Origin of the sequence: Rhodococcus sp. NPDC127593 (assembly GCF_042671975.1) — a bacterium.
Taxonomy (GTDB): Bacteria; Actinomycetota; Actinomycetes; order Mycobacteriales; family Mycobacteriaceae; genus Rhodococcus_F.
Window position 1 is genome coordinate 116,645 of record NZ_JBHXWI010000029.1, and the last position, 15,330, is coordinate 131,974.

Annotated in this window: 12 protein-coding genes and 1 pseudogene; 6 read left to right on the forward strand and 7 right to left on the reverse strand. The window is 66.1% G+C overall.

Annotation, left to right across the window (positions count from 1 at the left end; genetic code table 11):
* Window positions 1-6: 6 nt before the first annotated feature.
* Complete coding sequence (locus ACFVJ3_RS26400; protein WP_378454855.1) at window positions 7-1,641, reverse strand: flavin-containing monooxygenase; 1,635 nt, start codon at window positions 1,639-1,641, stop codon at window positions 7-9.
* A gap of 183 nt (window positions 1,642-1,824) precedes the next feature.
* On the opposite strand from ACFVJ3_RS26400, the gene ACFVJ3_RS26405 reads away from it, so the two are divergent.
* Complete coding sequence (locus ACFVJ3_RS26405; protein ID WP_378454856.1) at window positions 1,825-2,667, forward strand: MFS transporter; 843 nt, start codon at window positions 1,825-1,827, stop codon at window positions 2,665-2,667.
* A gap of 290 nt (window positions 2,668-2,957) precedes the next feature.
* Here the strand turns inward: ACFVJ3_RS26405 and ACFVJ3_RS26410 are convergent, their stop codons facing one another.
* The 6 genes from ACFVJ3_RS26410 to ACFVJ3_RS26435 form a co-directional block, all read right to left on the reverse strand.
* Window positions 2,958-3,104: a hypothetical protein gene (locus ACFVJ3_RS26410; protein ID WP_378454857.1), complete on the reverse strand. Its 147-nt coding sequence runs from the start codon at window positions 3,102-3,104 to the stop codon at window positions 2,958-2,960.
* Between the two features lie 41 nt (window positions 3,105-3,145).
* On the reverse strand, window positions 3,146-3,346 hold the full coding sequence (locus ACFVJ3_RS26415) for a hypothetical protein (protein ID WP_378454858.1): 201 nt from the start codon (window positions 3,344-3,346) through the stop codon (window positions 3,146-3,148).
* Window positions 3,347-3,796: 450 nt separating this feature from the next.
* Window positions 3,797-5,242 carry an aldehyde dehydrogenase family protein gene (locus ACFVJ3_RS26420; RefSeq protein WP_378454859.1) on the reverse strand — a complete coding sequence of 482 codons (1,446 nt, stop codon included), beginning with the start codon at window positions 5,240-5,242 and terminating at the stop codon, window positions 3,797-3,799.
* 56 nt (window positions 5,243-5,298) lie between these two features.
* A complete protein-coding gene (locus ACFVJ3_RS26425) occupies window positions 5,299-6,405 on the reverse strand; it encodes an NAD(P)-dependent alcohol dehydrogenase (protein WP_378454860.1) in 1,107 nt (368 codons plus the stop codon).
* Between the two features lie 34 nt (window positions 6,406-6,439).
* A complete protein-coding gene (locus ACFVJ3_RS26430; RefSeq protein WP_378454861.1) occupies window positions 6,440-7,174 on the reverse strand; it encodes an alpha/beta fold hydrolase in 735 nt (244 codons plus the stop codon).
* Between the two features lie 25 nt (window positions 7,175-7,199).
* On the reverse strand, window positions 7,200-8,567 hold the full coding sequence (locus ACFVJ3_RS26435; protein ID WP_378454862.1) for an MFS transporter: 1,368 nt from the start codon (window positions 8,565-8,567) through the stop codon (window positions 7,200-7,202).
* A gap of 199 nt (window positions 8,568-8,766) precedes the next feature.
* Here ACFVJ3_RS26435 and ACFVJ3_RS26440 point away from each other — a divergent pair, with 199 nt between their 5' ends.
* The 5 genes and pseudogenes from ACFVJ3_RS26440 to ACFVJ3_RS26460 all read left to right on the forward strand — a co-directional run.
* Window positions 8,767-9,564: a PaaX family transcriptional regulator C-terminal domain-containing protein gene (locus ACFVJ3_RS26440; RefSeq protein ID WP_378454863.1), complete on the forward strand. Its 798-nt coding sequence runs from the start codon at window positions 8,767-8,769 to the stop codon at window positions 9,562-9,564.
* 92 nt (window positions 9,565-9,656) lie between these two features.
* A complete protein-coding gene (locus ACFVJ3_RS26445) occupies window positions 9,657-11,354 on the forward strand; it encodes an FAD-dependent monooxygenase (protein WP_378454864.1) in 1,698 nt (565 codons plus the stop codon).
* Window positions 11,351-13,453 (forward strand): acetate--CoA ligase family protein, encoded by a 2,103-nt coding sequence (locus tag ACFVJ3_RS26450; protein WP_378454865.1) that lies wholly within the window; start codon window positions 11,351-11,353, stop codon window positions 13,451-13,453. The genes ACFVJ3_RS26445 and ACFVJ3_RS26450 overlap by 4 nt, the downstream gene beginning before the upstream one ends.
* Entirely contained in the window at window positions 13,450-15,132 is a 1,683-nt protein-coding gene (locus ACFVJ3_RS26455) for a (2,3-dihydroxybenzoyl)adenylate synthase (protein ID WP_378454866.1), read from the forward strand. Before ACFVJ3_RS26450 ends, ACFVJ3_RS26455 begins: the two co-directional genes overlap by 4 nt.
* Before the next feature lie 71 nt (window positions 15,133-15,203).
* Window positions 15,204-15,330 (forward strand): annotated as a pseudogene (locus ACFVJ3_RS26460) (cupin); the annotation flags it as partial.

Below are 15,330 nucleotides of genomic sequence, written 5' to 3' on the forward strand. Positions count from 1 at the left end.
GGTGTGTCAGATCGCCGGCTCGAGGACGTCGTCATTGGTGGTGTAACTCGGGTATCCGGCCGACGATTCGGACGCGAGGGTCGAGCGGTATTCCTTGAGTCCGCCCAGGTAGAACAGGACGGTGCGCTTCTTGCCCGGGATGTTCGCGCCGAAGATCCACCCGGCGGCCTTCGAGAACAGGGTCTGATTGGCGATGTCCGTGCAGGTCTGCGTCCATTCGGCTTCCGTGTCGGGCTTGACGTCGATCCAGCCCGCATCCGTGGCCGAGATGTGACGGACGGCGTCGCCGATCCATTCGACCTGAGTCTCGATCGACGGGGGAAGGTTCGTGAACGGACCGTTGGGGCCGAGGATCATGAACATGTTGGGGAACCCTGCGGTGGTCATGCCGAGGTAGCTCGTCGGCCCCTCACTCCAGTGTTCCTTCAGGGTCTCGCCCCCGCGGCCACGGATGTCGACGCGCACGTAGTTTCCGTCGACGGCGTCGAACCCCGTGGCGCACACGAGGACATCGAGTTCGTGGAGGGTGCCGTCCTCGGTGACGATGCCCTTCTCCGTCACCTTCGCAATCGGGTTCTCCTTGACGTTCACCAATGTGACGTTGGGGCGGTTGAAGGTTTCGTAGTATCCCGAATCGCACAGCGGACGCCGCGCGTACAGGTCGGTGGGCGTGAGCTTGCGGGCGGTCTCCGGGTCCTTGACGACCTCGGCGATCTTGCGGCGGATGAACTTTGCCGCCTCTTCGTTCGCGTCCTCGTCGGTGGCGATGTCACCGAACGTCTCGAACATGAACCGGAACCCGCCGCCCTCGTTCCACGCCTTCTCGTAGACGGCTTCGCGCTCCGCTTCATCGATGCTGAAGGTCTCCACGGTGCTTTCCACGAAACCCATGGCGGTGCTCGAGTTGTGGACCTGGTCCCAGATGGCGTCGAAGTTGTCGCGGTGATGCTGAATCTGTTCCGGGGTGAGCTCACGGTTTCCGGCGGGCACGCTGTACTGCGGGGTGCGCTGGAACGACGTCAGATGCGCAACAATCGGGGCGCTGGCGGTAATCACCTGGTTGCCGGTCGATCCGTTACCGATGACACCGACCCGCTTGCCGGTCAAGTCGAGGTCCTCGGGCCACGCGCCGGTGTGCACCAGGCGGCCCTCGAACGTCTCGATGCCCGGGAAGCTGGGCATATTCGTCGCGGACAGCAGGCCGAGGCCGGTGACCAGGAACCGGCACCGGTACGTGACGCCGCGGTCGGTCCGCACGGTCCAGGTGCCCGAGGTCTCGTCGAATTCGGCGTCGGTCATGCCGGTCTCGAGCTGGATATGCTCACGCAGGCTGTACCGGTCGACGACGCCGTTGAGGTACTCGAGAATCTCGGGCTGAGTCACGAACTTCGTCTTCCACGGGGTCTGCTCGTACAGGTCCCGGTCGAACGAGTACTGGTAGACGAAGCCCTCGGAATCCGACAGTGCACCGGGGTACTTGTTCCAGTACCAGGTGCCACCGACTCCGCCGGCCTTATCGATGGCGACGGCGTCGAGGCCCAACTCGTTGCGCAGCTTGTACAGCATGTAGATCCCGCCGAATCCGGCTCCGACGACGAGGGCGTCGAGCTCGTGGATCTGATCGTGGGCGGCTGCATCCATGGCACATATTCCTTCGGTCTCGCGTGGTGTGGCGTGCGCCACTTGCTTGGGACCATCATGGAAGGGGACACAGGTGCCGCAGTTGTTCCAATTTGAAACAACGGCCGAACATATGCTTTGACCTGCGCCGATGCTCGAGCCGCGCGCTCAGATTCCTCGAAACGACGATGCCCGCTGCTGTCATTGGACGGACTATTCGGCATCGCGGGGTGGCGTTGGGCATTCCTGCTCGAAGGCATACCGGCGATCCTGCTCGCGATCTACATCTTCTTCCGCCTTCCCGACGGCCCCTCGAACGCCAAGTGGCTCGACGCGTCGGAAAAGGAATACCTCGCGAAATCGGCCGCGCAAAGTCCGGACAATGCCGGCCACGAAATCGCGCATCTGTGGGCGGTACTGCGTCGACCCTCAGCGTGGGTGTTCACCGTGCTGTACTTCTGCATGACGATCGGTTACTGGACGATCGCGTACTTTCTTCCCACCATCGTTCGAGACCAGTTCGACCTGGGCGCTGCCGGTGCCGGATTCGTCTCCGCGATTCCGTGGCTGTTCGCCGCGATCGTCATGATCGTCGTCTCGAGAAACGTCTCGCGGACTGGCGAACGAACCTGGCACATGACCCTCCTCCAACTGGCGGGAGCCGCCGGGCTGACCATTGCAGCGCTCAGCGGCAATCCCTACCTCGCGCTGTTGGGTATCAGTCTGGCCGCGGCCGGCTTCTTCGGCTCACTCCCGACATTCAATTCGATGCCGGCCCAGCTGTTCACCGGTGGACTCGCCGCAGTGGCTCTCGCGATGATCAACGGCCTCGCCAGTCTCAGCGGCCTCGCCGGCCCCTACCTGTTCGGGTTGCTGAAGGACAACACCGGATCGACGACGAACGGACTCCTCATCATGGTGGGCTTCTTCGTCGCCGCCGCGATTCTCGCCTTCACCATGAGCCGCTGGACCGACAAGATCACTGGCGGGCTGCACGTGACCACCATCGAAGACACGGCGCCGGTAGCCGTGCCCGCGAAGAGTTGAAACGAGCTCGGTGGCCGAGGCTACCCTCGACCACCGAGCTCCGTTCCCGGTCAAAGCCAAGCATGAACCGGAACCCTGTCCGCGACGATAAACAAAACGTGCACTCGTTACCGAAATCGCACGGCGCCTGATCTTTCGGATAGATGCTGGAGGAAGGAGCGCCCAGAGATTCCGGCGAGAGGACCGGAGGTATCGCACATTGAATTTGTTCCAATCGATAAGCGCGTCGGGCCGCGCGAATACACTGTCTCCGAGAGGGATCAGGAGGACTCGTTTTCCGGCGCTGGTCGTCAGCCCCCGCTTCGGGGCGCGCCCACACCGATCACATCCAGGCCCCGGCCGATGATGAGCTTGCCGTCGAAACCGTCCCTGGCCGCCTCGAAACGCTCGTCCGCGCCGTTTCCCGGGATGATGTGGGAGAGTGCCAACGTCTTCACGTTCGCCTCCTGCGCGGCCCGGGTTGGGATTCTTTCCGGTGTCACCCGAGAAGACGATCGAGCCGTCGGGGGTGTCGAAGGGTACGCCAGGGCTGGGAAAACCGGCGCATGGTTTCGGACAGATACTGCGCGGGGACGGGTACGCCTTTCGCCTCCCACATCTGTTCCGGCCGTGGTTTGGCGTTGTCGTACAGCCTGTCATTGAAATACGCGGCGAATGCTTGCACCAGCAAGTCGGTCATCTCGCGAGTACCGGGCGTGGGATTCTCCGGGTTGACCGGAGTCGGGGGCGTTCCGCCGCCGAAGAACGGTGGAACCTGGCCGCGGTTTCCCGGCCCCAGATGGGATTCGGTTCACGAACTGGAGACCGTTGTACATTCCCTCACTGAGGATGTTATTGGGGTCTACGATGTGGTCGGAATGGAGGTGAGTCAGGAACATTCCGGCCAGTACATCGAGGGGACCATCGAAGTCCGTGTCGTAGTTGCTGCCCAGCTTGACGTTTCGGAGCTGACGCAGTACCCCGTGGCCGGCGTCGATGAGATAGGACCGATCGTCGACGACGACTGCCTTCAGTCCACTCGCCGCCCGTGTGCGGAACAGTGGATCGGCCACGGAATCGGCGGCGGATGCAAGAGTGCGGAGTGTGGCGGTGGCGCGATGACGAACGCACCGCCACACTCTTGGGCCGGCTACTTCACGACGCGGATCGCGTGGTCCTCGACGTACTCGCTCATGCCCGCTTCGCCGAACTCGCGTCCGATACCGCTCTGCTTGACGCCGCCGAAAGGCATGCGCAGATCGAGGGATTCGAATGCGTGCGAGTTGACGAACGTACTGCCGGCCTCGATCTGACGCGCGATCGCAAGTCCGCGATCGATATCGGTCGTCCAGACCGATGAGCCAAGTCCGTATTCGGAATCGTTCGCCCACTCCACAACCTGGGTTTCGTCGTCGTAGGCGATGAGAGGGATGACGGGCCCAAACTGTTCGCAGCTGCTGATCGGCGCGGAGTGTTCGACGTCGCGAACCACATGCGGGAGAACGTAGTACCCGTCACCGGCCGAGTCGAGCTTCCTGCCGAGCTCGACGATCTGCGCCGAGGAGTTCTTCGTCCCTTCGATCAGGTTCGTGACGCTGTCGAACTGGGCCTTGTTGTTCAGCGGACCGAAGCTGGCGTTTTCGTCCAGCCCGTGTCCGACGGCGTACTGGTCGACTCGCTCACAGAACGCGTCGGCGAAGGTGCCATACAGCGAGCGGGGTACGTAGATGCGCTTGACCGCGAAGCAGATCTGCCCGGATCGAGTGAACACACCCTTGAGCATCCGGTCGAGCGCGGCATCGATGTCGACATCGTCGAGGACGACCGCCGGATCGTTGCCACCGAGTTCGAGGGTCAGATTCTTGATCGTGCCTGCGGCCGAGGCCATGACGTGCCGGGCGGTGGCGGTGCCGCCGGTGAAGCCGACCTTGCGCACCAGCGGATGGGAGGTGAGTGCCTGCCCGACGTCCGCGTTTCCGTGGACGACGTTGACCACACCCTCGGGAAGTTGTTGCGCGATGCGTTGCAAGGCCAGGGTCAGCGCGGCAGGCGCGAACGGGGACGGCTTCAGCACGATGGTGTTGCCTGTGGCGAGCGCGGGCGCAAGCTTCATCATGGTCAGCACCACGGGCATGTTCCACGGCACAACCGCTGCGACGACGCCGCGGGGAACGCGCTCGATGCTGATGAAGCTCTGCTCGTCGTCGTACTGGACGGGTGTGAAGAACCCTTCGACGAGGCTGGCGGTGTGCTGGAGCACGCCGGTGCCGAGGGCGAAGTCGGTCTGAGCTTCCCACAGCACACCGCCGTGCTCGCGGACGAGCAGCGGCGCGAGATCCTCGGCGCAGCCGGCGAGGACGTCTGCGGCGCGGAGCAACAGCTGAGCCCGCTCGGCGGGTGGGACGTTCCTCCACGACGCGAACGCGCGGTGTGCCAGTTCCACCGCCTGGTTCACATCGGCGGGGGTGCCGACTGCGACGCGGGCGACGACGTCGTCGAGGCGGCCCGGGTCGCGGACCTCGTCGTAGTTGTCGACGTCGGTCAGGGTGTGGCCGATGAGGTGGCCGATCGTGAGGACATCGTGGGTGGTCGTCATTAGATTGCTCCCTGGCTGGTTTACGGAGATAGTGGATTTCTGGTGCGGAGGTGTACTCAGAACACGACGACCGGCTTGATCGTCGACCCGTCCGCGGAGTCGGCGAACGCGGTGTTGATGTCGCCGAGGGAGTAGGTGCGGATCAGCTTGTCGAACGGGAATCTGCCTTGTTTCCACAGTTCGACCAATCGGGGGATGAACACCTGGGGCACCGAACTGCCCTGGATGATCGTTTTGAATGTCCACCCCTTGACCAGCGACGCGCCGATCTCGAAGTTCACCTCGGTGCCGGGGGCGGCCACCCCGACGAGCGCTAGCGTTCCTCGAATACCGAGGGCCTCGGCCGCCTGCCGCAGCACCGCCGGTACCGCGGTGGTGTCGATGGCGTAGTCGACGCCGTCCCCGTTGGTGATCTTCTTCAGTTCGTCGACGACGTCGACGGTGCCGGCGTTGACGGTGTGCGTGGCGCCGATCTGCTGGGCGAGCTCGAGCCGGGAATCGTGGAGGTCGACGGCGATCACGGTGGTGCACCCGGCGACGCGGGCGGCCATGATTGCGGCCGAGCCGACGGCGCCGGTCCCGAACACCACCAGGGAGGTTCCCGGCTCGGGACGCAGGTCGTTGAGGACGGCGCCGGCGCCGGTCTGCAGTCCGCAGCCGAGCGGGGCCAGTGTGGCCAGGGGTGCGTCGCGGTCGACCTTGACGACGCTGGTCTCGACGACGTTGGCGTACGTGGCGAACGAGGATTGGCCGAAGAAGTGGGAGGAGATCGGTGTGCCGTCCGAGGACAATGCCGTCGTGCCGTCGTGCCGGTGTCCGCCGAAGTCTTCTTCGAAGAGGTTCTCGCAGTATGCCATTCGACCGGACCGGCACTGTCTGCAGTGACCGCAGTAGGCGGCGGACAGGACGACTTGATCGCCCACGTCGACGGTGGTGATTTCCTCTCCGATCGCCTCGACGACGCCGGCGCCTTCGTGACCGAGGACGGCGGGAAGGGGAGTGGGGTAGATCCCCTCGCGCACGATGGCATCGGTGTGGCAGATGCCGGTGGCCACCATCCGCACCCGCACCTCGTTCGAACGCAGCCCGTCAAGCTGCAGTTGCTCGATAGTGAGTGGTTCGCCGGTGTTACGGGCGACGGCGGCGGTGACAGTCGTGGTCATGAACTCTCTTCTCTCGAAATGTGTGGGTATCCGGTCAGTTCGCTGCGGCCTCGACAAGGGCGGCGGCGAGCGGCTCCGGCTGGGTGAGCTGGGATTCGTGGCTGCCGGGGGTGTAGATCAGAGGCGAACCGGTCGGCAATCGGTCCGGGAACCGTGGTGCCCAACCGAATTCCCCTGGCGGGAGGGCGAGGTCCTCCTTGGACAGCACGTAGGTGGAGGGCAGTTGGAGTCGTTCCCACTCGTCGAGGTCGAGTGATTCGTTCATGGTGTGGAAGGGCTGACGCTCGAGCAGGGGGTAGAGAACGCGCTGAGTCTCGGGGGATGCGTCCTGCATGAACGCCGCGGAGAACACCTCGAAGGGGAACATCACCGAGTTGTCGGTGGAGGCGGCCGCCGAGGCGCGGAACATGTCGCCGTAGGCAGGTGGGCACAGATCGATCAGCGACTCGCCGGAGTGCGGTACGAACGCGCTCCAGTAGACCAACCGCGAGATGCGGGTCGCGAGCCGAATGGAAGCCCCGGAGACGGGGAGGCCACCCCAGCTGTGTCCGACGAGGACGATGTCGGTGAGGTCCCGCTTCTCGACGTAATCGACCAGGTAATCGACCGTATCGGCGAGGTGGATGTCGGCCCGCTGGTCCTCGGTGCCGAGTCCGGGCAGGGTCGGCGAGTGCACACGATGTCCCTGAGCGCGCAGGTACTCGGCCACTGGCCGCCAGGTCCAGCCGGCATGGCACGCACCGTGGACGAGAACGAAGGTTGTGGACATGATGTCTCCTATCGAGGTGGGGTGACTAAGACGGCTGTGACGGAACCGGCACAACCGTGGGTTCGCCGATCGCGGTGGATGATCGGGAAGCAGCGGCGGAACGAGATGGCGGGGTCGGGACGGAACGGCTGACGAGGGCGACGGCGAGGCAGCCGAGTGCGGCGAACGCCGCGAACGCGTAGAAGTTCCACTCGATGCCGAGCGCGGAGGAGGCGATCCAGCCGCCGAGGATCGGCCCGATAATGGCGCCGACCCGGCCGAGCCCGAGTGAGAGGCCCAGAGCCGCGGCGCGCTCGTTCTCACCGAAATATGTTGCAACGTAGCCGTTGACGAGGATCTGAGTTCCGACGGTGCCGAGCCCGGCGACGGCGACCACGACCATGGCTGCAGACACCGGCAATCCTGTTCCCAGGGCGAGGATGGCTACCACGGCCAGCAGGAATGACGTGACGGTGACCGGTTTGCTGCCGAATCGGTCTGCGGCTCTCGAGGCTGCGAGTGCACCGATGATGGCTCCGAGGTTGAGCACCAGCAGGAAGCTCAGCGAGCTACCGAGGGAGTAGCCGGCCTGGCGCATGATGTTCGGCAACCAGGTGTTGATCCCGTAGACCAGGAGCAGGCCGCAGAACGAGGCGACGACGAGGAGGAGCAGGGGGATCCGGCGAGGCCCGGTCACCAGCGATGCCATGCTTCCGTTCGACGTGGTGGCCGACGGTGCGGGAAGGGCGATCCCGAACTTGTCGGCGAGCGCCCGCGCTTCGCCGATTCGGCCCTTGCCGGCAAGGAACGCCGCGGATTCGGGGAGGTACCGCCAGGCCAGGGGCACGATGGTGACCAACGGCAACAGACCGAGGGCATACATGATCCGGAAGCTGTTCTCGGGGAGAAGTGCCAGCGCGGCGAGGGCGGAGAGCATGCCGCCGACGGAGTAGCCGCTGTACATGAGCGCGTTGTTGAACTGCCGGCGCGACGGCGTCGAGTACTCGACGGTCAGTGCGATGACGGTGGGTACGACACCACCGAGACCGAGACCGCCGAGGAATCGCAGCAGGCCGAACACCTCGGGATTGGGGGCGAGCGCGGTCAGGCCCATGATCACCGAGAAGGAGATCAGCGAGCCGAGCACGATGGCGCGGGCGCCGATCCGCGAGGCCAGCCACCCCGACAACAGTGCGCCGAGCAGCATGCCGACGAGCGCGTAGCTACCGATCGCACCGACCTCGCCTGCGGTGAGATGCCAGGGTTCGTAGGCGAGGAGCGACGGCACGGTGGCGCCGTAGACGACCAGGTCGTATCCGTCGTAGACGATGATGACGAAGCAGAGCGCGACGATCGAGGCGCTGGAACGCCGGGCGCCGGGGCCGTCGAGTGCGGATGAGGTCAGGGGGGTCACCTGTTTCCTCCGTTGTGGGTGTCTCGAGGTGATGGGGGAGTCCGACTTGGGTGAGGTCGGTCGGGATGGTGGTCGGTGGGACGACCGCGAGAAGGCTATGTGAGCACAGTCACTATGTGACATAATTGCCTCCTAAGTCAATACCGATGACACATATTGCTGGTCGAGTGGATCGATCGCGGGCGAAGGGATGGCAGACATGCGACCACGGGCACTCGTGTTCGATCTGTACGGCGAGTACTTCCGCTACACCGGCGGTGCCGCCAAGCTCGGCGCCCTGACCGAGCTGATGGGCGTGTTCGACGTCGAACCGGCCACCGTGCGGATGGTGATGACCCGGCTGCGCAAGGACGGGTGGTTCGACTCGGCGAAGAATGGCCGCGAGGTGTCGTATCTGCTCAACGACAAGAGCTGGCACCTGCTCGACGACGGCCGTGCCCGCATCTTCGAGCGGCACTTCGACGATTGGGACCGCACCTGGACGCAGGCGCTCGTCGACGAGTCCGACCTGAGCCGCGAGCGGCGCAAACGCATCGAAACGGCTCTGACGTGGTGGGGGTTCGGGCTTCACGGCGGCACCGCCTGGTTCTCGCCGCACGACCGAGAGAAGCAGTTGCGCGAAATGCTTTCCGGCGACGACGAACTGCACATCCAGTTCCTGCGCAGTCAGACTGTGGGGCTTCCGGTCGACCGGCTCATCGCGGAACGGTGCTGGGACCTGCGTGAGCTCGGTGCCGACTATCAGGGGTTCATCGAGGAGTTCCAGCCCCGGCTGGCGCGCTACCGCCGGGGCCTCGGCGGACGTGAGGCCCTTGTCGAACGGATGCATCTGATTCAGGAGTACCGGAAGTATCCGTTCCGCGACCCCGACCTGCCGGAATCGCTGCTGCCGCCGGGTTGGCGCGGGCGAGTTGCTCACGGGGTGTTCACAGAGTGCCACGACACCCTTCGTGCAGGTGCGGAGGGTTTCGTCGCCCAGATTTCGGAAAACATGTAACAACAGCATTGACTATTCGACGAAATCTGTCACATAATTGAGTGAGAGTTCGCCCGAGAGCCGGGCCACAGTCACATGAGGGGCCGACATCGATGTCCATCCCAGATCAGAATTCGTCGCCTCAGGCGGCACCGTTGCGCGTCGCCTGCATCGGCGGGGGCCCGGGCGGATTGTTCTCCGCCATCGCGTTGGCACAGACCGTGCCGGGCTCGACGATCGACGTCTTCGAACGCAACAACGAATCCGACGTCTTCGGGTTCGGGGTCGTGTTCTCCGACGCGACGCTCGACAACGTCGACCGGGTCGACCCGGTGCTGCGCGACACCCTCGGCGAGCACGGCCGGCACTGGGACACCATCGAGGTCCGCAGCAAGGGCGTGACGACGTCGGCAGGGGGCAACGGGATGTCCGCCGTGCACCGGCGGATCCTGCTCGGAGCACTGCAGGACCGCGCGACCGAACTGGGCGCGCGCCTTCATTTTTCGACCACCGTGGATGTCGACGCGCTCGACGCCTGCGGTGAGTACGACCTGATCATCGCCGCAGACGGTGCGAACTCTGCATCGCGGGAACGCTTCGTGGACGAGCTCGGGCATTCGGTCGACGAGGCCGCGGTCAAGTTCATCTGGTTCGGCACCACGTTCCAGTTCGACGGACTGACCTTCCTGCACAAGCAGTCCGAGCACGGCAATTTCGCCGTGCACGCGTACCCGATCGGCTCCGACCTGAGCACGTTCATCGTCGAAACCGACGAGGCCACCTGGCGCCGCGCGGGCCTGGACGGCTTCGACATGTCCACCCCGCCCGGGCAGTCGGACCTGGTGTCCCAGCGTTACCTCGAGGAACTGTTCGCCGATCAGATCGACGGCCACAAACTGGTGGCGAACAACTCTCGGTGGGCGAACTTCCGTACCCGCCGCACCCGCCGCTGGCACACCCGCGCCGCGCAGGGCACCCCTGTGGTCGTTCTCGGCGACGCCGTGCACACCGCCCACTTCTCGGTCGGCTCCGGCACCAAGATGGCCATGGAAGATGCCGCCGTCCTCGCCCAGACCGTCGCCGATCATCGCGGTGACCTCGATACCGCTCTGGCCGCGTTCGGGGACATCCGGCGCCCGCAGGTCGCGAAGATCCAGGACTCGGCGATGCCGAGCCTGTCCTGGTGGGACCACTTCGGGGAGTACTACCGAGCACTCGAACCGTGGCAGTTCGGATTCCATTTCTTCAGCCGCGCCATCTCCGCCGAGAAGATCCGCGTGCGCGACCCCCGGTTCGTCTCCGACGCCGAACGCTCCTGGAACACCCAGCACGGCGCCGCACCTCTGGACACCCCGCTGAGCATCGGGACCGCCACGCTCGCAGGCCGGTTACTGCAGATCACCGACCTGTCCGACGAATCCCTGCAGTTCACTGACGGCACCACGGCTGTGGCCGCCGGAGCCTCCACCGGCGCTGTGGCCCTCTTCACCGCCCCGGATGTCGACCGCACCTCAATCGACGAGTTCACCCGCACCGAACTGGACCAGCTGTGTGCGCGGAAGCCGGTTGCTGTCGCGGTCCGCGGCGGCACCGCCCTGTCCCGCGTGCTGTGCGCTGAACACGTCCGCTTCACCCATCACATCCCGGTCGTCATCGTCGACCAGCCCGCATCATTGCGAGCGCGCCGCGCGGTCGACGAACGTGACTGCGCCGCAACACTGATCCTCTCCGGCCGCGCCGATGCCGTCGCCTTCGAACCCACCGCCGACGCGCGCCCGCGTGTCCTCACTTCCGCCGAGGTGGCGAAATGACATTGACACCCCTTCCCGCGCCGACGAACACACGACTGGACCGACTGTTCGCGCCGACGTCGATCGCCGTCGTCGGAGCATCCGCCTCCCCCGGGAAACTGGGGTCGGTGATGCTCGACGCGATCAATCGTGGCAGCGGCGGCACCGTGACCGCGTACGGGATCAACCCGAAGAGCACCGGCAACGACGGGCTCTTCGGGTCGCTGCAGGACGCCACCGAAGCGCACGGCGCGCCGATCGACCTGGCCGTGCTCTGCATTCCGGCCGCGGCCACCCCAGCCGCGCTGCGTGAGGCCGCGGACTGCGGCGTCGGCGCGGCCCTCATCTGCTCGGGAGGGTTCGCCGAGGCCGGCCCCGACGGTGTCGCGCTGCAGAATCAGCTCGCCGACATCACTGCCGAGACCGGGATCCGGTTGCTTGGCCCCAACACCTCCGGCTTCTTCCGCCCGGGAAAGACCACCGTGAGCTTCGTGCCGACGGTCGAACACATCAGCCGCGGCACCGTCGCGGTCGTCGCGGCCAGCGGTGGCATGAACCACGCCCTGTCGTTCCTGCTCTCCGAGCAGGGTGTCGGCGTCGGACTCGGGGTCGGGCTGGGCAACAGTGTCGACGTGACCAGCGTCGACGTACTCGAATACCTGCGGGGCGACCCCTCCGTCACCGCCATCGCGCTCCACGTCGAATCCGTCGACGACGGCCAGGCCCTCCTCGCCGCGGTGCGCACGGTCAGTGCCGAGAAGCCGATCGTGGCGATCGTCGTCGGACGCAGCGACGTCTCCGCGTTCTCCGAATCGCACACCGGCGCCCTCGCGACGTCCTGGAAGACGACCCGCGCCCTGCTCAGGGAGGCTGGCGCCGTGGTCGTCGACTCCGAGCGGCAACTCGTCGATGCACTCGCCGTGCTCAGCCGCACCCGCCTGACCGCCGCCCCGACCCCTGGCATCGGCCTCGTCACCGCCCAGGCCGGCCCCGGACTGATGATCCTCGACGAATTGCTCGCCCAGGACGTGCAGGTCCCCACCCTCGCCGAGTCGACCCAAGCGGGGTTGTCGGAACTGCTGCCGCCGTTGACGTTCCAGGCCAACCCTGTCGACACCGGTCGGCCCGGCGCCACCTTCGGCAACGTATTGGCGACCACCGCCGCCGATGCCGGGATCGACGCTCTTGCGGTCTATGCCCTGGCCGAACCCGACGCCATCGATCTCGCCGCCGCCGTCCGCGAATCCGGAGTACACACCGACGTGCCCGTCGTCCTGGGCATCGGCGGCCCCGGAGAGGCTGTCGGCAAGACGTCCGCTTCGGCCGCGGAGATCGGTGTCCCGGTGCTGCCGAGTCCGACCGCCCTCGCCACCGGTGTCAGTGCGCTGGTGCACGACGCGCGGAGTCGCTACCTGCGCGCCGCTGACCCCCGGCCGACCGTTACCGTCACGGCCCCGGCACTTTCGCTGCCCGCCGACGAGGCGGCCGCCAAGGACCTGCTCGACGCTCTGGGGATCGCCACACCGCCAAGGCGCGTCTGCACCGTGCGCGCCGCCGCACGCCAGGCCCTCACCGAACTCACGCTCCCGGTCGCGGTGAAGATTCTCGACGCCGCGGTCGTGCACAAGACCGAGATCGGCGGCGTCCACCTGGGGATCCGCACCCCGGCCGAACTCGACGTGGCGCTCGACGCACTCGACGCCATCAACGCCCCCGCGTACCTCGTCGAAAGCATGGCCGCGTCCGGCGTGGACCTGTTCCTCGGTGCCCGTCGGGACCCGGTGTTCGGGCCCATCGTCGTCGCCGGTCTCGGTGGCACGGCGGCAGAGGCCATCGGCGACGTCGCCATCCGAAGCTCCACCCTCACACGGGCTGCGGCCGCCGCCATGCTCGACGACCTGCAGTGTGCGCCGTTGCTCGACGGTTGGCGCGGCGGGCCGGTCCTCGACCGCGACGAGTTCGCGCACCTCGCCGTCACCGTTGCCCGATACCTGGCCGACCACCCCGAGATCAGCGACATCGAGATCAACCCTCTGCGCCTGACCCCGACCGGGCTGACCGCCCTGGACGCGGTCATCCTCCCGGCCCCTGCAGGCGCAGTCGAAGGAGACCTGTCATGACCACCCGCACACCGCTGTCCATCGAGGGTGTCGTGCCCTGGCCGGACGATGTCGCCGAGCGCTACCGCAAGGCCGGCTACTGGCAGGGAACGTCGATCGGCTCCCACATCGCCGAGCAGGTCAGCTTCCGACCCGACGACGTGGCCCTCGTCGACGGCAGCACCCGCCTGACCTACCGGCAACTGTGGGACAAGGCCGCCTCCTGCGCGCAGTACCTGTTCGATCTGTCGATCGCCGCCGGTGACCGGATCGTGCTGCAACTGCCCAACAGCTGGGAGTTCGTCGCCCTCACCCTTGCGTGCTTCCGGGTCGGGGTTGTCCCGGTGATGGCGCTGCCCGCGCACCGCCGGCACGAACTGACGCACCTGGCGTCGCTGTCGGAGGCCACCGCGATCGTCGTCGCCGACACGGACCGGGATACCGACCTGCGCCAGATCGCCCAGCAGGTCGCCGCCGACGTCCCGACCATCCGGGCCGTGCTCGTTCACGGCGAACTCTCGAACGACGCGACGCCGCACGCACCCGAGCGCGCGCTGGCCGCCGGCATGGATGTCCCCGTTCGGTTCGCCGACGCCGAGTACGAACCGACCGGCGCCGACGTGGCCTGTCTACTCCTGTCCGGTGGTACGACCGGGCTGCCCAAACTGATCGTCCGCACCCACGACGACTACGTCTACAACGTTCTCCGGTGCAACGATGTCACCGAATTCGACTCGGACACCGTCTATCTCGGGACCCTGCCGAGCAGTCACAACTTTCCGCTGGCGTGTCCGGGCATCCTGGGTGCGCTGTTCGCCGGCGGCCGCACCGTGATGCTGCCGTCGCCGGCCCCCGAGCGGGCGCTGCGCACCATCGACGCCGAAGGCGTCACCGTCGCCACCGTCGTTCCCGCCGTCGCCCAGACCTGGATCGAGCACCAACGTGAGCATCACACCATGACCGGCACCACGCTGCGGGTGCTCCAGGTGGGCGGATCCCGCATGCCGGACGAGCTCGCGGCCCGGGTCGAACCCGTCCTCGGTGCCCGTCTGCAGCAGGTGTTCGGGATGGCCGAGGGTCTGATCAACATGACCCGCCTGGGTGACGACCCGGAGATCATCACCAATACCCAGGGCCGGCCGGTCAGTGAGGCCGACGAGATCGTCGTCGTCGACGAGCTCGGCGAACCGGTGCCGGACGGGACCCCGGGCGCTCTGCTCACCCGCGGCCCCTACACACCGCGCGGCTATTTCCGGGCACCCGAACACAATGCGAAGGCGTTCACCGCGGACGGGTGGTACGCCAGCGGCGACATCGTCGTTCGTCGCCCCGACGGAAACCTGGTGGTCGCCGGCCGCGACAAGGACATGATCAACCGCGGCGGGGAGAAGATTTCCGCCGAGGAGATCGAGAACTTCGCGTACCAGATCGACGGTGTCGAGATGGCCGCAGCGGTCGCCATGCCCGACCCCAAGCTCGGGGAAAAGCTGTGCCTGTACCTGTCACTGACCGAAGGCCACGACGTCAGCCTCGGCGACGTCGTCACCCTCATGAACGAGGCCGGCGTCGCCCGATTCAAACTCCCCGAGCGGCTCGTCATCGTCGATCAGATGCCCACCACCAAGGTCGGGAAAATCGACAAGAAGGCCATGCGCGAAGACATCCGCGAACGCCTCGCCCGCGAAGACGCCGCGTCGTAAGTCCTCCGAGGATCGGCGACGTGTGTGGCGCCGTCGCCGATCCTCGGTCTCCACATTCGAAGGAGCCCCTCATGCACACCCCCGACCCCGCGCTCGACGACGCTCCGGAGCTGAAGCAGCTCTACCAAGATTTCGAGGCCGAGCACCTGAATCCGTTGTGGACCCAGCTCGGTGATCTGATGCCGATGACGCCGACGT

What these genes read in the sequence shown, in the direction of transcription:
- ACFVJ3_RS26450 (WP_378454865.1), top strand. Translation starts at nt 11,351, where the DNA reads ATGACATTGACACCCCTTCCCGCGCCGACGAACACACGACTGGACCGA.
- ACFVJ3_RS26440 (WP_378454863.1), top strand. Translation starts at nt 8,767, where the DNA reads ATGCGACCACGGGCACTCGTGTTCGATCTGTACGGCGAGTACTTCCGC.
- ACFVJ3_RS26425 (WP_378454860.1), bottom strand. Translation starts at nt 6,405, where the DNA reads ATGACCACGACTGTCACCGCCGCCGTCGCCCGTAACACCGGCGAACCA.
- ACFVJ3_RS26445 (WP_378454864.1), top strand. Translation starts at nt 9,657, where the DNA reads ATGTCCATCCCAGATCAGAATTCGTCGCCTCAGGCGGCACCGTTGCGC.
- ACFVJ3_RS26420 (WP_378454859.1), bottom strand. Translation starts at nt 5,242, where the DNA reads ATGACGACCACCCACGATGTCCTCACGATCGGCCACCTCATCGGCCAC.
- ACFVJ3_RS26400 (WP_378454855.1), bottom strand. Translation starts at nt 1,641, where the DNA reads ATGGATGCAGCCGCCCACGATCAGATCCACGAGCTCGACGCCCTCGTC.
- ACFVJ3_RS26430 (WP_378454861.1), bottom strand. Translation starts at nt 7,174, where the DNA reads ATGTCCACAACCTTCGTTCTCGTCCACGGTGCGTGCCATGCCGGCTGG.
- ACFVJ3_RS26455 (WP_378454866.1), top strand. Translation starts at nt 13,450, where the DNA reads ATGACCACCCGCACACCGCTGTCCATCGAGGGTGTCGTGCCCTGGCCG.
- ACFVJ3_RS26415 (WP_378454858.1), bottom strand. Translation starts at nt 3,346, where the DNA reads ATGACCGACTTGCTGGTGCAAGCATTCGCCGCGTATTTCAATGACAGG.